This window comes from Bifidobacterium saguini DSM 23967 (assembly GCF_000741715.1).
Taxonomy (GTDB): domain Bacteria; phylum Actinomycetota; class Actinomycetes; order Actinomycetales; family Bifidobacteriaceae; genus Bifidobacterium; species Bifidobacterium saguini.
Window position 1 is genome coordinate 66,997 of sequence record NZ_JGZN01000013.1, and the last position, 25,934, is coordinate 92,930.

A 25,934-nucleotide genomic window follows, 5' to 3' on the forward strand; every position below is an offset into this window, starting at 1 on the left:
GCATCCCGACACACTCAAGGCCGTTCGGCCAAGCTTACGGTCGGGATGCGCACTCCCCACCCTCCAGCTGCGTTCTGGACCCGTCAGTCAGCGAGCGGACCGGTGTGCCAGATTCGCTCGAGATAATCCTCCATGGAGCGATCGGAGCTGAAGAAGCCGGAGTTGGCCACGTTGAGCAGGGCCTTGCGGTTCCACTCGAGCGGATCGCGGTAAAGCTTCTCGATTTCAGCCTGGATATCGGCGTAAGCGGAGAAGTCAGCCAGGGTCATGAACCAATCCTTGGTCAGCCAGTCGGCGACGAGCGGAGCGTAAGCGTTGCGGTCACCGTTGGAGAAGGTGCCGTTGGCAACCAGATCGATGGCCTGCTTCAGGCGAGGATCGGCCTCGTAGTACTTAGCCGGATCGTAACCGTCGGCGTACAGCTTATCGACCTCTTCCACAGTCATGCCGAAGAGGAAGAAGTTCTCAGCACCAACGCGCTCACGAATCTCAACATTGGCGCCGTCAAGGGTACCAACGGTCAGGGCACCGTTGAGAGCGAACTTCATGTTGCCGGTACCGGAAGCTTCCTTACCAGCCTGAGAAATCTGCTCGTCAAGTTCGGTGGCCGGAATCAGGTTCTGAGCCATCTCGATGTTGTAGTTCGGCAGCATGTGGACGGCCAGCTTGCCCTTGACGTCCGGATCGTTGTTGACCACGCGGGAGACGTTGTTGATGAGCTGAATGGTCATCTTGGCCAGGTAGTAACCCGGAGCAGCCTTAGCGCCGAAGAACACGGTGCGCGGCAGGATCTCGTCAGCGGAAACGGTGCCGTTCTTGATGGCAGCGTACTTGGAGATCACGGCCAGGATCTTCAGGCTCTGGCGCTTGTACTCGTGCAGACGCTTGACCATGGTGTTGAACATGGTGTTCTCGTCGATGTCGAGGCCGTAGTGATCCTTGGCGAAGCCCACGAAAGCGTGCTTGTTGGCGGCCTTGACGGCAGCGAACTTCTTGACGAACTCGTCATCCTTGGCCAGCGGAACCAGGCCCTCGAGCATTTCGAGGTCGGAGATCCACTTGTCAGTGCCGAGGCCCTCGGTGATGAGGTCGGAGAGAGCCGGGTTGGCGAGCTTGACGAAACGACGCGGGGTCACGCCGTTGGTCACGTTGGTGAACTTGGTCGGGTAGACGTCGGAGAAGTCCTTGAGGGTGACGTCCTTCAGCAGCTGCGAGTGCAGGGCGGCCACGCCATTGACGTGGGAGCCGCCGTAGGTGGCGAGGTAAGCCATGCGGACGGAGTCGCCAGTGTAGATGCGCATGCGTTCGATGGTCTCGTCGGCAACACCCTTGCCCTTGAGCTCGTCTTCAAACTGCTCGTTGATCTTCTCGATGATCTCGAGGTGACGCGGCAGCAGTTCGCCGATGAGGCTGGCCGGCCAAACCTCGAGGGCTTCCGGCAGCAGGGTGTGGCAGGTGTAGTTGAAGGTCTTGACGGTGATGTTCCAAGCGGTATCCCAGTCGTAGTCGTACTCATCGATGAGGATGCGCATGAGCTCCGGGATGCCGATCACCGGGTGGGTGTCGTTGAGCTGGAAGGTGATCTTGTCCGGGAAGGTGGTCAGATCAGGCTTGTCCTGGCCCGGGTAGAAGACGCGGATGGCGTCGTGCAGGGATGCGGAGACGAAGAAGTACTGCTGCTCGAGGCGCAGCTCCTTGCCGACCTTGGTGGAGTCTTCCGGGTAGAGGATCTTGGAGATGTTCTCAGCCTTGACCTGCGGCTTGACGGCTTCCATGTACTCGGAGCGGTTGAAGGCGAGCAGATCGAACTCGTCGTAGCTCTTGGCGGTCCACAGACGCAGAGTGTTCACGCGCTGGGACTTGTAGCCCGGGACCAGGTAGTCCACCGGGACGGCGCGCACGGACCAAGCCGGCTTCCACACCTTCTTGCCGTTCTCCTCAACGACTTCGCCGCCGAAGGAGACCTTCTGGTCGCGGTTGTAGTCGATGTGGCCCCACGGCTCTTCGTTGGTCAGCCAGTAATCAGGGGTTTCAACCTGCTTGCCGTTCTCATCGAAGGTCTGCTTGAAGATGCCGTACTTGTACTGGATGCCGTAGCCGAATGCCGGCACGCCCAGGGAGGCGAGGGAGTCGATGAAGCAGGCGGCGAGACGGCCCAGACCACCGTTACCGAGGCCCGGCTCGTATTCGGCGTCAATGATGTCCTTCGGCTGGAAGCCCAGAGCTTCAACAGCCTTGTCGAACTGCTCGGTCAGGCCTGCGTTCAGCAGTGCGTTCTCCAGCTGCTTGCCCATCAGGAACTCAGCGGAGAAGTAGCCGACGGCCTTAGTGTTGCCGTTGACGGTATCGGCCTGAGTCTTGAACCAAGAGTCGGCGAGGTGGTTACGCACAGCCTTGGATGCAGCCACGTACACGTCGGCAGCAGTTGCCTGCTCGGCGGTGACGTTCTGAGTGTATTTGAGTTGTTCACGAATCTCGTCGGCGAACTGGTCCGCCGTAACGGGAGACTTTGGTGCGGTAATTTCGGTCATTCTGACTTTCCTTCCGGGATAAGTGCCCGAGATTATTATGCCGCGCACTCGGTATCGCGGCATAAACGTAAGCATGAACTCTCCGTAACGTCATTGAGATCAGCGCGTGCATACGTTCTCATACTGAGGGTATCACACCGCCATACAGTACGCATACAACGGCGTATGTCATCGTTATCATCCTATGGTCAAGAGCTATCAAGTGCCATGATTGAAGACATGGCAGTCATACTTGAACGAGATTTAGAACGCGGTCGCATCGCGTTTCAACAATGGCATACAGCCGCGCAGCAATCATTGCAAACAGCGGCAGCAATCACCATTAATCCAACCTTGCCGCGCAGCACGTGGGCCATGGCCGTACGCTACTCACTGTTTCTATTGGAGCGGCGGGCTCCCGGCCCCGGTGTAGAAGTGCGCGTTGCCCCATGGGGCGCAGTCAAAATTTTGGACGGGCCGGAATCTGACCCGCATAATCTGACTCCGCCGGACGTCATCGAACTTGAGCCAGACGTTTGGCTACGGCTTGCCTGCGGCATCACCACGTGGAATCAGGAGAAGGATGCCGGCCACATCAGTGCAGTCGGCGAACGCGACGATTTGAGCGACCTATTGCCGCTCACGCGTTAGCGGCAGTCGACGGCAAAATAGCAAATAAAAAGGCACCTGTTATGCAACAGGTGCCTTATAAGGCTGTATTGCCACCGATCACTGCTTAGGCTTGAGGGCGCTCGGAATCGGGCGAGGCTTTGGCATCGGGATTGGCTTATGCGGAACTGCCGGCTTAGCCGCAGTCTTCGGGAATTCGCCACTGGTCGCCTTGGCTGCAGCTTCGGCAGCCCACTTGGCGTACTCATCCAAGTCATCGTCCGCAACAGGAGCAGCAGCGGAATCACTAGATTTCTCATCAGTGTCCACATACTGGTCTTCAACGTCGGCAAACGGGTCAACAGACCCTGTTCCCGGCTCCTGCTCGCTTAGCTCTTTGGCCAGCTCATCGTAATCAGTGTCGGTGGTCAGATACTTCAGCTTACGGGCAATTTTCTGCTGTTTTGCTTTCTGACGTCCGCGGCCCATCTGACCCCCTGAAATTACTGTGCTGTTCGATTCATCAACTTAAGAGAGTACCACCTAATATGTGCATGTTCGTTGTCGGCTCACACTTTTACCATAAAAGCGTTTATTTTACGGCTATTTCAAAGGAATCCGCATGACCGACGAGCAGAAACTGACAGCGGCAGGCAATGAAATGAGCGCGAGCTTCCTCGCAGCAAAGAAGCGTTCCGACGAGACGCTTGCCAAGCTCGAGTCGAATCCCTCGTCCTTCACCATGCTGACCGGCGATCGCCCGACCGGCCGCCTGCACTTGGGACACTACTTCGGCTCCATCAAAGAGCGTGTCGCCATGCAGGAGCGTGGCGTGAACACGAACATCATCATCGCGGATTACCAGGTCATCACCGACCGCGACACCACCGAGCATATTCAAGACAACGTGCTGAACTTGGTGCTCGACTACATGGCCGCGGGCATCGACCCGAACAAGACCATGATGTTCACCCACTCTGCAGTGCCGGCCGAGAACCAGCTGCTGCTGCCGTTCCTCTCCCTGGTCACCGAGGCTGAGCTGCACCGCAACCCGACCGTGAAGTCCGAAATGGAGGCTTCCGGCCACGCGCTGACTGGCCTGCTGCTCACCTACCCAGTGCATCAGGCGTGCGACATTCTCTTCTGCAAGGCCAATGTGGTGCCGATCGGCAAGGACAACCTGCCGCACGTGGAGATTACCCGCACGATTGCCCGTCGTTTCAACGAGCGTTACGCCAAGAAGAACCCGGTGTTCCCGGAGCCGGCCGCCATTCTGTCTGACGCTCCTGAGATTCCGGGTCTCGACGGCCGCAAGATGAGCAAGTCCTACGGCAACTCCATCATGCTGGGCGCCACCGCTGAGGAAACCGCCAAGCTCATTAAGAAGAGCCCCACCGATTCCGAGCGTCGCATCACCTTCGATCCGATCGCACGCCCGCAGGTCTCCGCACTGCTGACCACCGCAGGCCTCGTGACCGGCCGCGACCCGAAGGATATCGCCGAGGAAATCGGCGATGCCGGTGCAGGCGCACTGAAGGCTTACGTGATCGAGTCCGTGAACTCGTTCCTCGCTCCGCACCGCGAGCGCCGCGCCGAGCTGGCCAAGGACATGGATTCCATTCGCGACATTCTGCATGACGGCAACAAGCGCGCCAACGCCATCGCCGAGGAAACCCTCGACCAGGTGCGCGAAGCCATGGGCATGAAGTACTGAAACACTCAACGCATCAACGCACTGAGCGCCAAGGCCTGGGATTGTGAACACACAATCCCAGGCCTTTTGCATTCAGTATGTGCGCTTGCCGGCCAAGAACGTCATCTTGATGTGCTTCGGCATGGCACGCATGACTTCGGGTGTGGCAGCGGCATAGGGATCGGCATCGATAAGCACCAAATCTGCCGGGTCGCCAGTTTCGACGCGGTCTCTTCCCACTGCAGTAGAAGCAGCCAACGCCGTTCGCACGTCCAGGCACTGTTCGGGCTGGAATGGTTCGCGCGCGGAGCTCTCTGTGCCAAACACGGCGGCGGAGATGGCCAACCATGGGTCAAGCGGGGCAACAGGGGCGTCCGAGCCCATGCGCAGCTTGGCGCCCGCGTCATGCAGCGAGCGGAACGGATAGGGAATGCCAGCAGGATTAGCCCAGAAGCGGGTAATAACGTCGCGGTCATCCATGGCATGCTGCGGCTGAATGCTTGCGGTAAGCCCCAACTCGGCAAATCGTGGGATATCCACGGGTTTAAGCATTTGCGCATGCTCAATAGAACCATGGGCATGCGTGGCGGCAGCGGCGTTCAGCACAATGGTGTTCGCCTCATCGCCGATGGCATGGCAAGCAATATCAAAGCCATGTTCAGTGGCCAACCGCATATAATCCTCGATTTGCTGCGGCGTATAGCTCAACGTGCCGTAGGTCGGCGGCTCGATACCGGAATAGGGGGTGGAGCAATAGGCGGAGCGCGTGTTCAGCGAACCGTCCGAAATAAGCTTCATAGCCCCGACATGACCAAGCCCGTTACTCCCGGGCAGAGGCTTGCCGGTGTGCCAGCCTGCATCGATGGCGTCATGCAGACGCTCGGGATATACGCCGGCCTCCACACGCAGTCCATTGATGCCAGCGGCAAAGCGACTGATCCACGTGTTGATATTTTCGGCCATCTCATAGTCGTGAATGCCCGCAATGCCCTTGGACGCAGCATCTCGCTCGGCCTCACGCAGCAACCGGTCGGTTTCTTCGGCTGCGCCAGGAGCCTTATCGAACTGGGTATAAGCGTTGAACCATTCCAGCTCTCCTACAAGCCCAGTGCGCTCATCCACATGCACGCCAAGGCGGCGGGCGGCAGCAGAATTCACCCAACCGCAGTGCATATCCGCGCTGGAGAGCGCCACCGGCTGCTCGCCGGTTACCGCATCGATGGCAGCAAGCGTGGGCTGCTCGTCGTCAGTCCACAGCGAATGCCGGAAGCGCATACCCACTACGAACGTGTTCGGGTCGAGTGTCCCGGCCGCGCGGCGTTCCTCCAAATGGGCGCGCAACATGGCCATCGCCTCGCTGGCCGAACGAGCGTTAATCAAATCCAGTCGGCCCAGCGTTTTAGCCCATTGCGTGAAATGCGTATGACAATCCCACAAACCAGGGATAACCCATAACCCATCGGCATCGATGACAGTTGTATCTGTCGTATCCACATCTTCCGGCAAGACACGCGTTGCATCAACGGCGGCGTCAGTACCCGCGGGGGTTACGGAAGCAATAACGCCATCTCGCACAACGATATCAACACGGTCTTCAGACCCAGGAATGCCTGCATTGTCAATACGTACCAAGCTACTCATACCGCCATCATGCCACTGTTGTGTGAATGGCACCGCGCGCAATCTGCTCCAATGCAGCCATATGCCCCTCAAATGCGTGCCGTCCGGCCGGCAGCAGCATCACTTCAATCACCTTGTGTTTATTGAGCGCGCTATCGACCTTGCGCAACGCCACATATCCATGCTCCTGCAATGCTCTGAGCTGTTTGGAGCAGGCTGCGTCGCTGATGCCCAATGTGTCTCGGATAACAGCAAACTGCATGCAGGTCGTCGTCATCAGCAATCCACATATGCGCAATCGGATCGAGGAGTGGATAAATTCGTCAAAATGTGCTTCAGTCATGGCTGTGGCGCCTTTGCATCGCGTTCTGCGCTGTCCACGCCGCCGCTGATTCGCGATGAAGTTGTCTGAGGAACCACAGTGGACCACAATGCCGCGTTGCGTGCTGCCGCTGCAGACAGTGCAGTATCATGCATAGCCCTCACCATGCGATCCAAGGCGCGTTGATATAGCCAGCCAGCGAGGAACATGCCAATGCCCACAGCAATCGATAGCAATGCATGCCGCGCGATATCAATCAGCACAGACTCTGTTGGCAGGTAAGAAAATGTATAGTTCAGGGCAGCTCCCAGCACGATGATCACAGTTTGTACGCCTAGCAATGCCTGCATTTCACGATTACGCGGCATTGAGTCTATGTGACTGCCCCGCTGTTTGCGCGATGCAATATAGGCGGCAATCATGCATACGGCAAACAATGCCAGTAATACCAATGTCAGCGCATTGATTTCCTCGCCAAATAGGTTGACGGCAAGCCCCCAGCCGATTGCATAGATGATTTGACCCCACAGCGGCAGCGTGACCCTTGTGCTCAATTGAGTTCGGTCTGCACGCAACTGGTGCAGTGCGGCTGCGGCGTCGGAGGTTGACGGAATTGAGGATGGCGATACATGTGACTGCTTCATGATTGTTCCTTTCTTGGCTTATCGCTGCGTTGCGTAAACCATGGCCGATGAAGTACGAAGAAGATATAAGAAATGCAGTAAGGGCCGGAACAAACAAACTTTCCGTATGGAAAGCATAACAGTTTCCACATGGAAAGTAAATGACTCGGATCGGCGAAATTCAGCCTCGCATACTAGTGCTTTTCAATGGTCCTCTTGGTGCTTATCCACCGAGTTATCCACATTTATCCACTGAAAAATGGGGACTGTAGACAGTCTGTGGTTTAGCACCGTAGACTCCCGATATGCATGCTGCATCACGAAGGGGTGATTGGATGAACGCATCATATGCATTAACGGAATTGACCATGCTGAAATATCAACGAATGGATGTCTGCGCGGCAATACAACAACGAAGTAGTTGGCGACCGCCGTATGCTTTGACGACGGCACTTGAGTTACTGTCCGTCGAACTTCCGCGTATACCGAATAAGTATCGTCGGATCACTCAATCGGTAATGGTTGCTGTTCCTCATGCCAATGCCAAACGTCATATATCAGGAGTGGAGGCGGTCGTATGGCCGTTTCCAATCGATACGGTCATGGTTGAGGGGCAATTCTTATGCACGTCAGCGCCGTGTACTTGGGCGATGTTTTCAGCATATTTGGATCTTGAAGAGCTTGTCGTCCTGGCAGATTCCATGATGCGACGAGACAGGCGGCTACGCCGGACCACGCTAGAAGAACTCTCAGCGTATTTGGATCGTGCATACGGTCAAGTACAGGAAGCCAAGGCGATGGGGCGCAATGCGCGCCTTTTCCGCGGATACGAAAATTGCCGGCTGGCGTTACGTTTAGCCCGTGAGGGAACGGACTCTTCCATGGAAACGCGCACACGTTTTGTTCCGCCCCGGTATGGGCTTGACATGCCACAAGTCAACTATCCTATCTTTGTGGGCAACAGTGTCAGACCTCTTTACCTTGATCTCGCATATCCCGAATATCGTATCTGCATAGAGTATGAAGGCTCGCACCATGCAGGGCAGTGGCTCAATGACGTTAAGCGGCGGCAAGCCATTGAGGATGCCAAATGGAAGCATATCCAGGTCACGAAGCTGGACTTACGAAGTGCTGCAGACGAAGAGGCCCTCGCTCAACGCATTGCAGACCGAATCGAAGAAGTCACCGGCAAAACCGTACAGCTTATGGCGCGACGAACTATTCGACAAATAGCCGATGCCCGTACATTGCGGCGTGCGCCACTGTATGAACGATTATGTTTTGCGCCTCTTTCGCCGGTTGTTCCTCAGCTGTGATGTGCCGCGACATGGCACCTCATAGCCGAGAGGGATGCGTCGCACACTTCATGCGCGTTTTTTCGTTGAAAATAGACCTTGCTAAGGGCGGTTTCTTATTACGAAGAGGTGATTTGGGCCAGCGGAAAGGTGTTTCTGCGTTACGAGGGGCTGATTTGGACGGCTGGGGAGGTCTATCTGCCTTACGAGGGGCTGCTCACTGTGGTACATCACCCCAAAAATCGTGTCACGCCAACGTCATTTCGCCATTTCGGAGCACGGCTACTGTGACAGCCAGCCCCTCGTAAGGCAGATAGACCTCCCCGACCACGGAAATCAGCCCCTTGTAACGAAGAAAGCGCGCACAGAAACCGGCGAACGCAGCTTTCTGCGCCCAGAGCGCATCAAAGCACGCTACCTCGCATTATTTCTCGCCGCGAACTTCGGCCTCCATGGCTTCCATCGGCTCATCCACCAGTACTGAGCCGGAGGGCAGGGTGCCGGGCAGCGGATCGTCCATGTAGCGATCGAATTCGTAGAGCATCTGCTCGTTGGGGTTCTCGGTGAGCAGCGACACCACCACAATGAACAGCAGTGAAATCAAGAATGCCGGCAACAGCTCGTAAATGGCGAAAACACCGCCCAAAGGCTTCATGAGATTATGCCAAATCAGCACCGTTGCGGTGCCGGAAAGCATACCCGCCACAGCACCTGCCTTATTGGCGCGACGCCAATACAGCGAGCACAGCATCAACGGGCCGAAGGACGCGCCCAAGCCGGCCCACGCGTATGAAACCACTTGGAAAATCGAAGAGTTCTGATCGTATGCCACGAGAATGCCGAACAGGAACATCACCACCAGCGTGGCACGGGCCACAATCATCACCTGACGGTCCGTGGCCTTCTTGTGGAACAGGCCGCGGAAGATGTTCTCGCCCATGGCGGAAGCGCCAATGATCATGTAAGAGGAGCTGGAGCTCATCGAGGCGGCGAAAATACCAGACACTACCACACCGCACATGAAGCTTGGCAGCAGAGTCTGCGCCAGCACAATGAAAATCGTTTCCGCGTCTGTGGAGGTCAACAGTTCGGTCGGCATCATTGCGCGGCCGACCAAACCGATGCACACGGCGCTGGCCAGCGACAGCACGCACCACAGCGTGGCGATAATACGAGACTTGCGCACTTCCTCAACGCTGCGAATGGAAAGGAATCGCACCAGCACCTGCGGCATACCGAAGTATCCCAAACCCCATGCCAGCATGGACACGATGGTGATAATGCCGTAATCGCTCGGGGCACCGAATACCGCGCGGCCAGCCTCTACGAGTTGCTGACCCGTTGATGGGTCGAGCTTGGGAGCGGCCACCTGCACACCGGAAAGGTAACCAGGAATGGACTGCAGGAAGGCCACTGTATTATCAACGCCACCGGCATTGGCAACCGTGCCGATGAATACCACAGCGAGTGCGAAGAACATCAGCAAGCCCTGAATAAAGTCGGTCATAACCACGGACAGGTAGCCGCCCACAACGGTGTAGACGAACACCACCAGCGCGCCCAAAATCATCATCAGGTGATAGTCAAAACCGAACAAAGTGGCGAACAGTTTGCCCACGGTCACGAAGCAGCTGCCCACGTACACGCTGAAGAACACGAGGATGATGATGGCGGCGATAGTGGAAATCACGCCTTTGGTGTCATGGAATCGCTTGGCGAAAAAGTCTGGAATGGTGATGGCGTCGCCGGCCACGACTGAGTAGCGGCGAAGGCGGCGGGCCACGATTTTCCAGTTCATATAGGTACCGATGGCAAGGCCCAGCGCGGTCCACATCGGGTCAGCAGCACCGGTGAAGTAGGCGAGGCCCGGCAAACCCATGAGCAGCCAGCCGGACATGTCCGAGGCCTCAGCGGAAAGCGCAGTCAGCCACGGACCGACGCCACGACCGCCCGCGAAGTACTCCTTGGACGAGGAGTTGGAACGCTTGGAGTACACGAATCCGATGGACAGCATGGCCGCAAAATAGAGGACCATGGCCAAGAGAATCCAGAAATCGTTCGCCACGCTAACCGCCTTAAGCCGTAATTGATGGCCCTCCCCTATCGTGATTCCCCTGGAATAGGGAATTCCCAGCAATATGCCGTCTTATAGGGGCAGTCATGGAAAGATTGCCATGCACAAAGAGCCTTGAAAAACTTTCTCTTTGGCTGACCTTCGCGGAACGCACGGACAAAGCGCCACAAATGAGACGGTAATGTCTCATAGTGTGGCGCTTATTGTCGAATCGCTGGTGCCACCAGCAACCAAGTCGGCCCAAGCAGGCCTGCAAGCCGCTAAATGTCGTACCGCCAGGACTTATCGGTAATCACGCGCGCCATCGCCAAACCGATGGGCAGGCAGATAATCACCATGAACGCGCGGAATGCCCAGTCGAGCGCGGACTGCGTATCGAACGAACCCAAGTGGAACATGGCCTGGTACATATACATGCCCGGCACCATGATCACAATCGACGGCACGGTCAGGCAAATACGCGGGTAGCCCAAATGCGGGGCAAGCCACCCCTTGCGCACGGAGGAGCGCCAAGCCGTAGCCAACAGGCCGGCCAGTAGAGCGCCGATAAACGCGCCGGCCTCTGGCGGCACGCCTTGATCCACGATTTCCAGACGCAGCGTATCGGTGATAGCGCCAATCACAGCCGCCACCAAGCACATGCGCTGCGGCGAGTTGAACATCACGGAGAAGCCCCACACACCAAGGAACGCGAAGACGAATCGCAGACCGCCGTTCACCCACACGTTCAGGCCGAGCGGCTCGAATCCTTCTGGGTTCAAGTGCACAATAACTGCAACCATCCAGCCTGCGAGCGTAGCCATCAGCACAATGCACAGGAAGTACGCGAGGCGCTGAATGCCGGAGGGGAAGTCGATTTTCGCCATATCCAAGCCGCTGGTAATCAGCGGGAATCCGGGGATGACGAACAGCATGGCGCCAATGTACGCCGTGTCATGCTGCAGCGCCACAGGATCGAACAGGCCAATCAAGCGCAGAGTTCCAGTGCATGCCAGAGCCGCCAACGCCACGCACACAAAGGTGACGAAGAACTGGTTCAAATGATGCGCGAACAGCTTGCGCCGCAGCCAATGGCCCAAGCCGGCGCCCACGAATGCGCCGACCATGTCGTACGGGCCGCCGCCGAGCAGGAACACGAAGGATGCGCAGGCAATGGCGGAGGCCAAGCCTGCGAAGGCCGGCGAATACAGCGGCTTGCGATGCTCGATCATATCGAGTCGCTCGTGAGCCTGGCGCACGGTGATGCCTGGGGAATTCTTTGACTGCTGTTCAGCGCCGATGTAGTCGAAATGCTCGGCATATTCCTTGGGTGGTTTGCGGTCGGCAAGTTTGCGTTTGCGCGGCGCGGCATCTGTTTGGTTCGAATGTGATTGATTCGACTGATACGACTGTGCAGAAGGTGCCGCAGCAGCTTCTTGCTGATGCAGCTCAGCATCCGGGAAGTCGCTTTCCATAGCATCCGGATGCGCCTGCGCTTCAGCTTCGACTGCAGCTGATTGCGCGGCCTGCTCAGCCTCGCGCTCCTGCTCATCGGCGGCACGTGCTGCCAATGATTGCGCCATTGCCGACTGCGACCAGTCCGTTTCGTGCACGTGCAGTTGATGCGCGCGAGGGTCGCCTGGATCGCTATGCTCGCTGGCTACTTCAAGCGCATCAAGCACTGCGTCTTGCCCAGCCTGATGCGTTTCTTTTTCCTTTTCCTCTTCGCGCAGTTTCTTGGAAAGGTTCGCAGAAACTTGGGAGGCATCTTTGGTGTCGAGATGCTGCATCAGGCCTTGCGATACCTCAGGCTGGACGTGATACATCGACTCCTCGCCGAGATTCACGCTAAACCAGTCGGCGTAATGCTCAAGCAGCCAGATGCGCTCGGTGTTCACGCCGGTGGTGGGCAAATCGATGACTTCGGTAATGCGGTCCTTGCCGTCCGTGCAGGCAGCTTCGATGTCCGTCAGATTCACATCGGCGCGCACGTGCACACCCAGCGGATAGGCGATGCGATGCATCATTTCGCGCACGCGGAAGGAACCGGTACCAGCACTCAAGTCAAGCAGACCAACGCGCACAATCACGCTGGCTTTGGCTGCAATACCAGCTTCCGCGATGGGCTTGTCCCAATCGCGTTCGATGTCTTCCATATCCAGAGGAATGGAGTGGGTATGGAAATGCTGAACGGCAATAGCACCATGTTCATTGGGCTTATGGTGCTCCTGATGTGGTTCAGTATGGTTCGTCTGCTGTTCCATGTGATTCCCAATCCGGTTTGTACGGCATCTGCCGCAGATTGTGTTGATTGACGAGATTTCCCGAGGATTCAAGGTAGCGCGCCGCCTTCCCCGCGCACCCCAGCACACACTTCCATGTCCATTTTTCGGACATAAGTCAGTCGATATTTGAGCAATCTGTCGGCTGAAAATGGACTTCGTAACGTAAATGGCGAATACCCGGCGATACACTATTGCCCACACAACAACCACGTTGAATATGGGCTGTGGGCTCGCAACGATTGGCCTCAACAACCGCGGAGGAGCCGCGGACGACCAATAGACCGAGCAACCTAATATTCGGCAAAGGAGGTTATATGGCAACATCCGAAGAACAGATCACTCCGGCTGACGCTGCCATCGTCACCACCGGGACCGGCCGAAAGGGCCCGGAGGAGCATGATCTTCCCAAAAACCTCAAGTACGACATGGATTTGTGCTTGCGAATCCTGCGCGACGTACTGGGCGAATACAACCCTGAACTGCTCTCCACCTTCGATACCGTGCGCAACTATGCGGTCGAGGCCAGCGCTGAGCACTTCGGCGGCGTTGAGGATCCGAACCCCGGCCATGATGGGCTGAAGGCCGCCGTTGAGGTCATCGACAAGATGAACCTGCACGACGCCCAGCTGCTGGCCCGCGCGTTCGCCACCTACTTCCATCTGGCCAACCTTTCCGAGGAGAACTACCGCGTCTCCGTGCTGCGCCAGCGTGAAAACGAAGTCACCGACGATCAGGCCTTCGACCCGGTCAACGAAATGACTTCCGCCTACCACCAGCTCATCAACGAGATGGGCCCGGCCAAGGCCAAGGAGCTGCTCGACAGGCTCGAGTTCCACCCGGTCTTCACCGCCCACCCCACCGAGGCTCGCCGTAAGGCAGTGGAAGGCAAGATTCGCCGTATTTCCGAGCTGCTCGAAGAGCACAAGACGCTTGGTGGATCGGATAAGAAGGAGAACTGCCGCCGTCTCTACAACGAGATCGACGCCCTGTTCCGCACTTCCCCGATCGCATTGAAGAAGCCGACTCCTGTTGAGGAAGCTGACACCATTCTTGACATCTTCGACAACACGCTGTTCCACACCATCCCCAAGGTGTACCGTCGCTTCGACGACTGGGTCTTGGGCGATAAGGCTGGCTTAGTGCCGCCCGTGTGCCCGGCATTCTTCCACCCTGGTAGCTGGATTGGTTCCGACCGCGATGGCAACCCGAACGTGACCGCTAAGGTCAGCCGTCAGGTGGCCCGCAAGTTCTCCGATCATGTGCTCGCCGCTCTCGAGGAAGCCACCCGCACTGTGGGTCGCAACCTCACGATGGAGGCTGAGACCACACCGCCGAGCTCTGCACTGCGCATCCTGTGGAGCCACCAGAAGGAAATGAGCGAGCGTCTGACCGATAAGGCCGCCCTGATTTCCACCAAGGAACTGCACCGCGCAGTCATGCTGGTGATTGCCGATCGTCTGCACTACACCATCGAGCGTGACGCCGATCTGATGTATCACACTTGCGATGACTACATCGCCGATCTGAAGACCGTGCAGCAGTCCTTGGCCGATGCAGGCGCCAAGCGCTCCGCCTATGGCCCGCTGCAGGACTTGATCTGGCAGGCCGAGACCTTCGGCTTCCACATGGTCGAGATGGAGTTCCGTCAGCATTCCGTGGTGCACTCCCGTGCCCTTGCGGATATTCGCGAGCACGGCCTGCACGGCGAACGCGGCGAACTGCAACCGATGACCCACGAGGTGCTCGACACCTTCCGTGCCCTCGGTTCCATCCAGAAGCGCAATGGCACCAAGGCCGCACGCCGCTACATCATCTCCTTCACCAAGAGCGCGCAGAACATCAAGGATGTTTACGAGCTCAACCGTCTGGCCTTCGCTCACCCGGAGGACGTGCCCACCATCGATGTGATTCCGCTGTTCGAACAGCTTGAGGATTTGCAGAACTCGGTGGACGTGCTCGAGGAAATGATCAAGATCCCCGAGGTCCAGGCTCGCCTGAAGGCTACCGGCAACAAGCTCGAGGTCATGCTCGGCTACTCCGATTCCTCGAAGGATGCAGGCCCGACTTCCGCAACGCTGGCTCTGCATTCCGCTCAGGAGCGTATTGCCAAGTGGGCTGAATCGCACGATATCGACCTGACCCTGTTCCATGGCCGCGGCGGCGCCGTTGGTCGTGGTGGTGGCCCTGCCAACCGTGCAGTGCTGGCCCAGCCGGTCGGCTCCGTGAAGTGCCGTTTCAAGCTCACCGAGCAGGGCGAGGTCATCTTCGCCCGTTACGGCAACCCGGTGCTGGCCATCCGCCACGTCGAGTCCGTGGCTGCGGCGACCCTGCTGCAGTCCGCTCCGAGCGTGGAGAAGACCAACACCGACATGACCAAGAAGTACGCCGACATGGCTGCTCAGCTCGACGAGGCCGCGCACAACCGCTTCCTCGACCTGCTGAACACCGATGGCTTCGCCCCGTGGTTCTCGATCGTCACGCCGCTGACCGAAATCGGTCTGCTGCCGATTGGCTCCCGCCCGGCCAAGCGCGGCCTTGGCGCCAAGTCCCTAGACGATTTGCGTACGATTCCGTGGATCTTCTCCTGGGCTCAGGCACGCATCAACCTGGCCGCTTGGTACGGTCTCGGCACTGCATGCGAGAAGTTCGGCGATCTGGAGACCATGCGTCAGGCTTACGAGGAATGGCCGCTGTTCTCCACGTTCATCGACAACATCGAGATGTCCATCGCCAAGACGGATGAGCGCATCGCCAGGATGTACCTTGCCCTCGGCGACCGCGAGGACCTCAATGAGAAGGTGCTCAACGAGATGGAGCTCACCCGCAAGTGGGTTCTGGCCATCGTGGGCGACAAGTGGCCGCTGCAGCACCGCCACGTGCTCGGCCAGGCCATCCGCATCCGCTCCCCGTACGTGGACGCGCTGTCCGTCACTCAGGTGCTGGCGCTCAAGTCGCTACGCAAGAAGGTGGACAAGGAAGAGCTCTCGCAAAGCCAGCAGGCAGGATTCATCTATCTGATCCTCTGCACCGTTTCAGGTGTTGCTGCCGGCCTGCAGAACACAGGCTGATCTACACACCAGCGCATATGGGGAAGCCCCGCTCACATCGAGCGGGGCTTCCCCGTTTTGTGTGCATCTTTCATCATCTTGCAATAATTCTTACATGTAAACAGAGAGTTCTTACATGTAAGAATTATTGCAAGATGGTGAAAGGGGTAAAGAGCAATCCATCCTGTCATCTCCAGCAACTTAAATCCGATCATCGCTGCTTTCGGCATATCTGATATCAGCCGCTGGTGCCAGTCCAATCACCCAATTGAAGCTCAACACGGCCAAAGACTCTACGCCGCAGTGGATTCGCGCTCGATGAGCTTATAGCCCACATTCACGGTCTGCGGGAAGAACTCGTCGTCCAGGTTCTCGATACGCCGCATAAGCAAGGTCAGCGCGGTATCCGCCATGCCCTTGAAATCGGTGGCCACGGTGGTCAAAGTCGGCACGCTGTACATGCTCTGGCTCAGGCCGTCGAAGCCGATAACGCGCACATCGCCCGGCACACTTACGCCATCGTCCGCCAGACCACGCAGAATACCGAGCGCAATACCGTCGTTCAGGCAGTACAGACCGTCGTACTTGCACTTGCCTTTCTTGGCCAAGCCGCGCCCGGCCTCGATACCGCCGTCAATCGACCACGAGGATTTGATGAAATCACGGCGCTCGTCAAACGGCAGTCCGGCCGCGAGAATCGTCTCCTTGGCGGCCCGCATACGAATATCACGCGAGCCGGGAATGATGCTGGGATTGTTGGGATCGTGATTGTCGCCGACGATGCCGATGCGCGCACAGCCACGCGCGATAAGGTGTTCGATTGCCGCCCGTGAGCCGGCGTCGCTCGGCGCGTTCACGGTGTCGATAGGCAGGCTGGTGTCGTAGTTTTCCAGCATGACGGCCGGATGCCGCTTCAGGATATCGACCGCACGTGGCGCATTGATGGCGATGATGCCGTCCGAAAACGTGTACGACAGATCGTTGTCGTCGGTAAGATACCGGGACAGTTCGATGAGCATGTGCGAGTCGCGCTTGTGCACTTCCTCAGCCACACACATGGCCAGATGGGAGAAATAGTCGCCCTCGAGGCCCGAGGTAAGGAAGGTGATGGTATCGGACCGCCCAGAACGCAGGGACCGGCCAGACAGGTTGATTTTGTAGCCGAGTTTGCGGGCGGCGTCACGCACGCGTTGCGTGGTTTCGGGCTTGACGTAATCCTTGCCTCGCAGGGCCGCGGAGGCGGTGGTGGCGGTCACTCCGGCCAGTTCGCCGACATCCTTTAAGGTCACCATCGTTACCATCTCCGCATATCACGAACCTTATCGATAAGAATCCATAGTACCGCCCACATCTCAGCCGAGGATGAGACCCTCGGTCGAGGCCCTGCCCGGCGACTCGAACGCCGCGGTCACCGTGGTGAGCACCGACGCTGCAAACGAAAACATGTCAAACCAAGAAATGGACATGACGGAGTCATTGTTTTCCGAGAGGGATATGCCGCGTCCACGGGCAGACGTCACGTATCAATCACGCCGATACCGTCATATAACTGTTTTCGATGTGAGAAAGCTCATAGCTTCCGACCACAGAAATCAGCCATGGCAACCCCGTAACAGCGTTATAGTGCTGTTTGTCGGCGTCGACAAGAGCCAGCAGCGCCGATGAAATGCACACCAAGGATGTTTAGCGAATTGTTCGCAGTTCGCACGATTCGATTTGATTCGATTCGTGCAGCCCGGACGGTTCACGGGGCATGCCGCCGTGATGTGCGTGGATATGGGCGAGGCGACTCTCGTTCGGGCCGGCAGGCCATCGTACACCAGTTACGAAAGGATCCGCCCATATATGGCAAGGTTTACCGAGAATCGTTGGACCAGCGCGATTATCCCTGCACTGCTGATTCATATCCCAATCGGAACCGTCTATTGCTGGAGCGTGTTCAAGCAGCTTATCGCTGACCGTCTCCACGCCAGCCCCGCCTCCGTGGAATGGGGCTTCTCACTCGCCATCTTCTTCCTCGGCATGTCCGCCGCGTTTGCCGGGCCGATGGTGGAGAAAAACATCAAGAAATCCGCACTCGTCTCCATGGTCTGCTTCGTGGTCGGCTTCGCCGGCACGGGCGTGAGCATCGCCCTGAACTTCCTGCCGGGCGTGTTCATCTGCTATGGCGCGATCATGGGCATCGGCCTGGGCGTCGGTTATCTGACTCCGGTCAAGAACCTGATGCTTTGGTTCGCCGACAACAAGGGCCTCGCCACCGGCATCGCCGTCGCCGGTTTCGGCCTGGCCAAGGCCATTGCCAGCCCACTGATGGAATATCTCATCGGCACGGTTGGCCTGGTCAGCATGTTCTTCATCCTCGCCGCGGTCTACGCGGTGATGATGTTCGTCGGCTTCCTGCTCATCAAGCGTCCGGCCGGCTGGGTGTATGATCCCGCGACCTCACACGTCAGCCGCAAGACAATCCTCAAGAAGCCCGTGTTCTGGGGCATCTGGATAGCCTTCTATATCAACATCACCTGTGGCCTGGCCCTCATCAGCCAAGAGAAGGACATCCTGCACGATGTGCTCAAGGCCTTCCCGCAGTATGCCAACCTGAACCCCGCCAAGTTTGCCGCCGCCATCTCCGGCATCATCGGACTGGTGCTCGCCGTGGACTCCGTGTTCAACACGGCTGGCCGCGTGGGCTTCTCCACACTCTCCGACCACCTGAAGCGCCGCGAGACCGTCTATCAGGTAATCTTCATCATGTCGATTGCCGTGTGCTTGCTGCAGATCTTCACCAACAGCATCGGCAACGCTCTGCTGTGGGCCGTGCTGGCGATGCTGTTCCTCGTCAACGCGGGCTATGGTGGCGGTTTCTCGACGCTGCCCGTGCTGCTTGATCAGCACTTCGGCACCAAAACCGTCTCCACCACGCACGGTCTGACGCTGAGCGCCTGGGCGTTCGCCGGTCTGTCCGGCAACCAGTTGGCCTCGTTCGTAGTTGCCCACGCGCCTGATCAGGCCCACCGCTACGCCGCACTCATCCCGGTGCTCACCGGCCTGTTCGTTGTGGCCCTGATCAGCATCAGCCTGGTCAAGTACCTCGGCGACAGAAACGTCACGAAGGCCGTCGAAGACCGAGGCTGAGCTGCCGCAAAACAACGATTCTGCCGGAGTCGGGCGCATCGATCGCATCAATCGATGTACGTCACGATTTTGGCAGAATCGTTGTTGTTGCTGTTGAGTACCTGAGGCCGTGCGGCTTACGCGCCGACCAGTTCGAGCATTTGGGGGATGCTCTTTTTGCCGAATTCGACTTGCTGGGTGCCGTCGGCGTGGGTGATGACGATGCAGGGCACGCTCATCGCGCCGTACTGGTCCTTAAGTTCGGGGAAGTGCGAGACGTCGTAGGCTTCGGCGCGCACGGCCTGGCTCAGGGAGGCAATGCGCTGGGAAGCAAGCACGGTTTCCGGGCACATCGTGCAGGTGAGCGAGACGAGGATCATGATGTTCAGCGGGCCCGTGATGGACTTCGCGCGTTCGACCAGGTCATCGCCCAGCGGCTGGCCGGGACCGGCCGCGTTGTACAGGCCAAGCACGAACGAGTTGAACTCGTGGCCGGAAGGTACGCCGTGGAAGGCCAGACCGGTGAAGACCAGTGAACCATTGCCGTCCTTGCCGGCCTTGCCGTCGCCCTCAGCCGGCACGCAGATGCGCACAGTTGGGCGGGCGAGCGGCAGGACGCCGGCGACGTCGAATGTGGCGCGGCCGGAATCGTCCAACGAACCATAAGTGGGCAGTTCGGTGCCGTCCGGCAAAGTGACGGCCAATGGCTCGCCAACCACCAAAGAAGTAGGCGCAGAAGCACCATCCACCGCCGTGATCAGCCCTGCGGCATCGACGGCGACCGAGTTCAGCTTGCCATTCGACAACGCGACCATCTCGCCGATGAACCCCTGCAATTCCGCCGAAAGCGGGGTGCTGTCCAGCTCAAGGGCAAGGGTGACCGGGCGGGCCATGCGGCCGAAGACCACGCCAAGCTGCTGCTTGATGGCGGCGGAAAACAGTTCGCCGGACTTCTTGGCGGCGCTGGATGCGGCATCGGCACTGCGCTTGGCGGGAGCCGGGGTGGGCGTCGTGCCAGCGGCCGAGGCGGCGGAGGCGGCTTTGGCCTCGGACTCCTCATAAGCGGAAGCAGTGGGACGCGGCGGCACCAAGCCGGTTTTCTCGCTCATCTGCTTGGCATAACGCTCCAGTTCCACGGCGGCAATCGCGCCGTCGGCGGTGGCGGTGACCACCTGGCGCAGGTTCTTGACGCGCAGATCGCCGGCCGCGTATACGCCCGGCACCGAGGTTTCGAGGTAGTCGTGCGTGACCACGTAACCGTGATCATCGAGCTCCACTACGCCGCGCACCAGATCGGTGGCGGGCACATAGCCGGCGAACACGAAGACGCCGAAGGTGCCGGCGTCGGCGGGCTTCCACGTTTCGGTCTGGCCGGTGGCAAGGTTCAGGATCGAGGCTTCTCGCAGGCCGCCTTGGCCGGCGGTGACGCCCTTCAGCTCGACCTGATAACGCACGTCGATCTTCGGGTTGTTCTTGGCTTCGGCGGCCACTGCGGCGTCGCATGTAAAGTCCGGTTCGCGCACGAGCACGGTGACTTTGGAGGCGTATTTGGTCAGGAACACGGATTCCTCGGCCGCGGCGAATCCGCCGCCGACCACCAGCACTTCCTTGCCGGTGAAGAACTCACCGTCGCAGGTGGCACAGTAGGCCACGCCACGGCCGGCGTATTCGGCCTCGCCCTCGAAGCCCAGCTTGCGCGGGCTGGCGCCGGTGGCGATGAGGATGCCGAACGTCTTGAGGTCGCCGCGTGAGGTGTGCACGGTTTTGATGTCACCATCCACGTCGAGACCGGTGGCTTCGGCGGAGAGGAATTCGGCACCAAAGTCCTGAGCCTGCTGACGCATGGTTTGGGTGAGCGCGCGGCCCGTGGTGCGGCCCACGCCCGGATAGTTGACGACTTCGTTGGTGATGGTGATCTGGCCGCCGAAATCATCTTTTTCAAGAATCAGCACACGGTAGCGAGCGCGGGCCAGGTACAGGCCGGCCGTAAGGCCAGCAGGACCACCGCCGATAACCACAACATCGTAGAGGTTGTTTTGAGATTCACTCATGAAAAGTTCCTTACCGATAAAAGGCTCCCTCTGACGAGGGAGCTGTCGAACGGAGTGAGACTGAGGGAGAGACCGCGGCGCATTCGCCGAGCATATCGAATCGGCTTTTAGCCGATACCTTATTCAGCGGCTACGCCGCAGCTTCTCTCCCTCAGTCAGCTTCGCTGACAGCTCCCTCATCAGAGGGAGCCACGAAAAAACGTATTGATCACAGCTGGCCGACGAGGTCGAGGCTCGGCTCGATGGTTTCCTCACCCGGGGTCCAATTGGCCGGGCAGACCTGGTCGCCGTGCTCATAGACGAACTGGGAGGCCTGCACGCGGCGCAGCAGCTCCTCAGCGTTGCGGCCCACGTTGGAGGAAATGACCTCGTAGGCCACGACCTTGCCCTCGGGGCTCACGATGAAGTCACCGCGCTCGGCCATGCCATCGGCCTCGTTGTAGGTGTCGAGATCCTTGGCCAGCAGGGCGGTCGGGTCGGCAAGCATCGGGTACTCGATCTTGGCGATCTTCTCGTTGGCGTCGTGCCAAGCCTTGTGCACGAAGTGGGTGTCGCAGGAGACGGAGTAGATCTCGCAGCCGATTTCCTTGAACTTGGCGTAGTTCTTGGCCAGGTCTTCAAGCTCGGTGGGGCACACGAAGGTGAAGTCGGCCGGGTAGAAGAAGAACAGGGACCAGTGGCCCAGCACGTCTTCCTTGGTCACCTCATGGAAGTCGTTGTTTTGGAAAGCGTTCACCTTGAAATCGGTCAGTTCATGCTGCAGAAGAGTCATCATCGGTCCTTTCGGGAATCCGTTAGCATTGCCAATCTCTATCGTAACGTGGAGGTTTCGGTAGCGTATCGAAATTCCCTATGAGCCTTATCACAGCGCGCTTATGATTTTGCTCGATAGATATCGCCGGTTTCAGCGACCTATTTTCACGAACGTAGGCCAAATCTCGAAAAAATAAGCCGGTACCACCTCCCCCGCTACTATGAAGAGCTAGCAATAAGCCGATTATGGAGGTTTTATGACACAGTCGGACTTTGAACAGAACATGCAGGATATACAGAACAAGAACGAGAACGAACAGACGGCACCAGCCGCACCGGAGCAGCAGGCAGCACAGGAATCCCAGGCACAGCAGCCAGCACAGCAGGAACCGCCAACACCGCAACCCGCTGAGTCGGTTCCGCCAACCTCTCCCCTGCCCAGCGAATTGCACGAGTCCACCGCCAACGCCACGTGGAGCCGCATGCTCCAGGGCAACAAGCGCTTCGCCGAAGGCAAGGCCGAGCACCCTTGGCAGGATAAGGAAACCCGCCACATGCTCACTGACGGCCAGAAGCCGGATGCAGCCGTACTGTCTTGCTCGGATTCGCGCGTGCCTCCGGAGATCATTTTCGATCAGGGCTTAGGTGACTTGTTCACCGTGCGTACCGCTGGCCAGATGATTGATGACGCCGTCATCGCTTCACTGGAATACGCGGTGAAGAAGCTGCACGTCAGCCTGCTGTGCGTGCTGGGCCATGGCCGCTGCGGCGCGCTGGAAGTTGCCGAGCGCGAATACAACGAGCTACTGCGCACGATCACCGCCGAAGCCGAAGATTCCTCGGAAACTGCGGACATTATGGATGATTTGGACGAGCGCATCGCCCAGTCCGACTCCATTGTGCTGCGCCAGGCCGGCATTTCCGTTTGGCAGGCACGCGAGGCTGAGCTCGATTGCCTCGACGACATCGAGCGCGTGCATGTGGCGCATACCATTGAAACGCTGGTGGACCGCTCCCCCGTGATTCAGCAGGCGCTGGCTTCCGAACAGCTCATGATTGTGGGCGCCCGTTATCAGCTCGACACCGGCCGCATCGAAGTGCTGAGCTTCTAACGTTGCCACCGTTGCTACAAGCGCCGGCTCGACTCCGATGAATTGATCGTCCGGCGCTACAATGACTGCAAATACTGGCCTAAATGCGGCACTGTGAATTCCAACTGACCATGACCGGACGAGCGGATGAGTTTGTCTTTAATAAGGATTGCCCGATATTTGCTCACCCAGCTTCGACTTCTACGCGTACGGCCCACAATATCGCCCACCTGTGTAGGATTCGGAGCATCCTGAGCCATAGCCATAAGGAATAGCTTTTCTGCGCCGGTAATGCCATCCAGTGCCGGCGCACATACTGCATCGTCAAAGGCCAGTAATGCATCCGAAAAACCTACTGCCACATCATCGGCAGTAATCACACGTGAGCCTTGGCGCTGAGCCGATTGCCACATGTAGTAACCGATAAGCTGCACCATATACGGGTACCCCTCAGATTTTCGAGCGGCTTCAAGTGCATCTTCTTCGCTTATGGTCTTGCCTGAAGCGGCAACGGTCTCCAAAAACGCATTCTTCACGTCTGGCAATGGCACATTATCAAGCTCTCGACGTAGCGCGCGGCGTAGGAATGTGGTCACTTCGTTATCTAATAAGTCATTGACCATATACGGTAAACCAGCAAAAACAATAGCCACGCCTTTTTTATCGGCATCAGGAGTGTCACTTTCATCAGCATCCGTGATGATATGTTGCACAGCCGTGGCAATCGCCACCAAATCATCATGTGAGGCCGCCTGCGTCTCATCGATAGTGATGAGTATTCCTTTGCCCTTGCTGATTTTCTTGCTGGCAAGCCGCTTGTTCAATGCATTACGCAACGTTAATGGATTGGATTCCGCCGCAAAATGCATCTGACCAAGACTCGCTGTGGCGATACCAGAGACTCCAATAGAAGGGCTGATATTAGCTTGGTCCAAGTGAATTCCCGAAGGCGATAACGCGGCTATTAGTCTCGTCACTAGGCCAGTCGATGCGGTCTCCCCAATAACCTCCCAATGTTGCGCCTTAGCAATACGCCGAAACTCCGTCAACATGACCGTTTTTCCAAAACCACGTTGACCAGTAACCAACATGATGCGACCAGGAGCACCTACACCATTGGTCAACGCCTCGGAAAAATCATCGATGATGGACTGACGACCAATAAGAATCGGCGGCATTTTACCGGCAGTCGGTTTGAACGGGTTTACTACCATGACCATGCTCCTAGCCACAACGCATACTATGTGTCACGATTGCACACCATATTACACGAAATTACACTAATTTACACCAATGCATACTGTTGAGTATTGCTCATGGTCTAACCAGCAAATTGACTCCCCACTCCCCTAGAGTTGGAGTCATGTCACTTGGTTTGAACATCCTCCTGATTTTCGTTTTTCTCATCATCGGCTCCGTGTTTTCCGGCACCGAGTTAGCTTTGGTCTCACTACGAGGCTCGCAGATCGAGCAGATGGAACAGGAGGATGCACGCGGTGCCAAAGTCGCTAAAATCGCGCGCGATCCGAACACCTTCCTCTCCACTGTGCAGATTGGTGTGACGCTTTCCGGCTTCCTGTCCGCCTCGTTCGGCGCTTCCTCCATCGCCCCATATTTGATTCCTACGGTGGAAAACTGGGGTGTGCCGGTGGGTATTGCCGGCGGCTTGGTGAACATTGTGCTCACCTTGATTATTTCTTACTGCTCCATCGTGATTTCCGAAATGGTGCCAAAGCGTATCGCAATGCAGCGCACTGAGCAGATTGCGCGCGCGGTAGTGCCGGCTATTGATGCGTTCGCCACGATCTGCCGCCCGATTATTTGGCTGATTGGTAAGAATACGAACGGTATTGTTCGCTTGCTTGGTTTCGATCCGCAGCAAACTGAATCTGAGGTGTCCGATGACGAGCTGCGCGTGCTGGTGAGCTCCAATACCAATCTTTCCAAGGATGAGCGCACGATTCTGGACGATGTATTTGATGCGTCTGAAACTATTGTGGCTGAAGTGATGCGCCCGCGCGCTGATGTGGTGTTCATTGAGGGCGATCAGCCGCTGGCCGAAGCCGCCGCTTTCGTGCGTGATCAGCCGTACTCCCGTTACCCGGTGACTGGTAAGGATTTCGATGATGTGATTGGCTTTGTGCACGTGCGCGATTTGCTGGATGTGCGCGATCCGAACGCCAAGACCGTACGCGATGTGGTGCGCGAAGGCATTTCGCTGCCTGGCACGTCCAAACTGTTGCCTTCTTTGGAGCTGCTGCGTAAGCGCGGTATTCATTTGGCTGTGGTCATCGATGAGTATGGCGGCACGGATGGCATTGTGACGCTTGAGGATATGACTGAGGAGCTCGTGGGCGATATTCGCGACGAGTACGATCTGCCGAGTGAGAAGGGCGGCGAGCGCAAACCTCGTACAGTGTTCGTTGATGGTGTGGCCACAATTGATGCCAGCATGACCATTGAGGACTTCGCTGATCTGACCGGCATTGAACTGGAAGACGGACCGTATGAGACGGTGGCCGGCTACTTCTTAGCGCATACCGGCAAGATGGGTGCTGTGGGCGATGTGCTGCATTCGGACGACGGCTACGACATGGTGGTCACCAAGGTGGACGGCCGCCGCATCGAAACCATTGATGTGCGGAAAGCGGCCGAGGCGTGATGGATAGTCCGGTGGACTATCCATAGCGAGGCCTGAGCAAGGCGACAGCCGAGCGAAGGCAATGTTGAGTCTCGCCGCAGGCGAGTCAGTAATTGCTGCCCGACCATGCTCCGCTGAAGGATGATTCAGTCAAGGAGTGATTCTTCCCACGCTGGCTCCGGGCTTGTGGCAGCCTTAAAACGCCTATACTGGAATGACTGTTCCCAAGT

18 protein-coding genes are annotated in these 25,934 nt (G+C 57.8%); 7 read left to right on the forward strand and 11 right to left on the reverse strand.

Features of this window, described 5'->3' with window-relative positions; translation table 11 throughout:
• Nucleotides 1-83 precede the first annotated feature (83 nt).
• Nucleotides 84-2,531, reverse strand: coding sequence for a glycogen/starch/alpha-glucan phosphorylase (locus tag BISA_RS08650; RefSeq protein WP_033891451.1), 2,448 nt, complete (start codon nt 2,529-2,531; stop codon nt 84-86).
• 219 nt (nt 2,532-2,750) lie between these two features.
• Here BISA_RS08650 and BISA_RS08655 point away from each other — a divergent pair, with 219 nt between their 5' ends.
• Nucleotides 2,751-3,161 (forward strand): sterol carrier family protein, encoded by a 411-nt coding sequence (locus tag BISA_RS08655; protein ID WP_033891634.1) that lies wholly within the window; start codon nt 2,751-2,753, stop codon nt 3,159-3,161.
• Between the two features lie 78 nt (nt 3,162-3,239).
• Here BISA_RS08655 and BISA_RS08660 read toward each other — a convergent pair whose 3' ends face one another.
• Nucleotides 3,240-3,608 carry a DUF3073 domain-containing protein gene (locus BISA_RS08660; RefSeq protein WP_033891452.1) on the reverse strand — a complete coding sequence of 123 codons (369 nt, stop codon included), beginning with the start codon at nt 3,606-3,608 and terminating at the stop codon, nt 3,240-3,242.
• Between the two features lie 133 nt (nt 3,609-3,741).
• Here BISA_RS08660 and trpS point away from each other — a divergent pair, with 133 nt between their 5' ends.
• Nucleotides 3,742-4,833, forward strand: a complete 1,092-nt coding sequence (gene trpS / locus BISA_RS08665) for a tryptophan--tRNA ligase (RefSeq protein ID WP_033891453.1) — start codon at nt 3,742-3,744, stop codon at nt 4,831-4,833.
• 72 nt (nt 4,834-4,905) lie between these two features.
• On the opposite strand, the gene BISA_RS08670 is transcribed toward trpS, so the two are convergent.
• Genes BISA_RS08670 through BISA_RS08680 form a run of 3 tightly spaced genes read right to left on the reverse strand, consistent with a single transcriptional unit; the run spans nt 4,906 to nt 7,398 of the window.
• Nucleotides 4,906-6,453 (reverse strand): amidohydrolase, encoded by a 1,548-nt coding sequence (locus tag BISA_RS08670; protein WP_033891455.1) that lies wholly within the window; start codon nt 6,451-6,453, stop codon nt 4,906-4,908.
• Between the two features lie 7 nt (nt 6,454-6,460).
• Entirely contained in the window at nt 6,461-6,775 is a 315-nt protein-coding gene (locus BISA_RS08675; RefSeq protein ID WP_033891456.1) for a transcriptional regulator, read from the reverse strand.
• Nucleotides 6,772-7,398 (reverse strand): MFS transporter, encoded by a 627-nt coding sequence (locus tag BISA_RS08680; protein WP_033891458.1) that lies wholly within the window; start codon nt 7,396-7,398, stop codon nt 6,772-6,774. Before BISA_RS08680 ends, BISA_RS08675 begins: the two co-directional genes overlap by 4 nt.
• A gap of 314 nt (nt 7,399-7,712) precedes the next feature.
• Between BISA_RS08680 and BISA_RS08685 the strand changes: the two genes are divergently transcribed.
• Nucleotides 7,713-8,693, forward strand: a complete 981-nt coding sequence (locus BISA_RS08685) for a hypothetical protein (RefSeq protein WP_033891459.1) — start codon at nt 7,713-7,715, stop codon at nt 8,691-8,693.
• A gap of 403 nt (nt 8,694-9,096) precedes the next feature.
• Here BISA_RS08685 and BISA_RS08690 read toward each other — a convergent pair whose 3' ends face one another.
• Entirely contained in the window at nt 9,097-10,737 is a 1,641-nt protein-coding gene (locus tag BISA_RS08690; protein ID WP_152597245.1) for a sodium/proline symporter, read from the reverse strand.
• A 269-nt stretch (nt 10,738-11,006) separates the two neighbouring features.
• Entirely contained in the window at nt 11,007-12,989 is a 1,983-nt protein-coding gene (locus BISA_RS08695) for a threonine/serine exporter family protein (protein WP_033891462.1), read from the reverse strand.
• Between the two features lie 335 nt (nt 12,990-13,324).
• Between BISA_RS08695 and BISA_RS08700 the strand changes: the two genes are divergently transcribed.
• Nucleotides 13,325-16,078 (forward strand): phosphoenolpyruvate carboxylase, encoded by a 2,754-nt coding sequence (locus BISA_RS08700; RefSeq protein ID WP_033891463.1) that lies wholly within the window; start codon nt 13,325-13,327, stop codon nt 16,076-16,078.
• 272 nt (nt 16,079-16,350) lie between these two features.
• Here BISA_RS08700 and BISA_RS08705 read toward each other — a convergent pair whose 3' ends face one another.
• On the reverse strand, nt 16,351-17,349 hold the full coding sequence (locus tag BISA_RS08705; RefSeq protein ID WP_033891636.1) for a LacI family DNA-binding transcriptional regulator: 999 nt from the start codon (nt 17,347-17,349) through the stop codon (nt 16,351-16,353).
• A 553-nt stretch (nt 17,350-17,902) separates the two neighbouring features.
• Between BISA_RS08705 and BISA_RS08715 the strand changes: the two genes are divergently transcribed.
• Entirely contained in the window at nt 17,903-19,189 is a 1,287-nt protein-coding gene (locus tag BISA_RS08715; protein ID WP_033891464.1) for an OFA family MFS transporter, read from the forward strand.
• Nucleotides 19,190-19,305: 116 nt separating this feature from the next.
• Here BISA_RS08715 and BISA_RS08720 read toward each other — a convergent pair whose 3' ends face one another.
• Both BISA_RS08720 and ahpC read right to left on the reverse strand, forming a co-directional pair.
• On the reverse strand, nt 19,306-21,219 hold the full coding sequence (locus BISA_RS08720) for an FAD-dependent oxidoreductase (RefSeq protein WP_033891465.1): 1,914 nt from the start codon (nt 21,217-21,219) through the stop codon (nt 19,306-19,308).
• Nucleotides 21,220-21,427: 208 nt separating this feature from the next.
• Entirely contained in the window at nt 21,428-21,991 is a 564-nt protein-coding gene (gene ahpC / locus BISA_RS08725) for an alkyl hydroperoxide reductase subunit C (RefSeq protein ID WP_033891466.1), read from the reverse strand.
• A 463-nt stretch (nt 21,992-22,454) separates the two neighbouring features.
• On the opposite strand from ahpC, the gene BISA_RS08730 reads away from it, so the two are divergent.
• The gene (locus BISA_RS08730) at nt 22,455-23,084 is read left to right on the forward strand and encodes a carbonic anhydrase (protein WP_051917477.1); all 630 of its coding nucleotides are present in this window, start codon (nt 22,455-22,457) and stop codon (nt 23,082-23,084) included.
• Between the two features lie 56 nt (nt 23,085-23,140).
• Here the strand turns inward: BISA_RS08730 and BISA_RS08735 are convergent, their stop codons facing one another.
• Nucleotides 23,141-24,277, reverse strand: coding sequence for an ATP-binding protein (locus BISA_RS08735; RefSeq protein WP_033891467.1), 1,137 nt, complete (start codon nt 24,275-24,277; stop codon nt 23,141-23,143).
• A gap of 149 nt (nt 24,278-24,426) precedes the next feature.
• Between BISA_RS08735 and BISA_RS08740 the strand changes: the two genes are divergently transcribed.
• The gene (locus BISA_RS08740) at nt 24,427-25,725 is read left to right on the forward strand and encodes a hemolysin family protein (RefSeq protein ID WP_033891469.1); all 1,299 of its coding nucleotides are present in this window, start codon (nt 24,427-24,429) and stop codon (nt 25,723-25,725) included.
• The last annotated feature ends 209 nt before the right edge of the window (nt 25,726-25,934 follow it).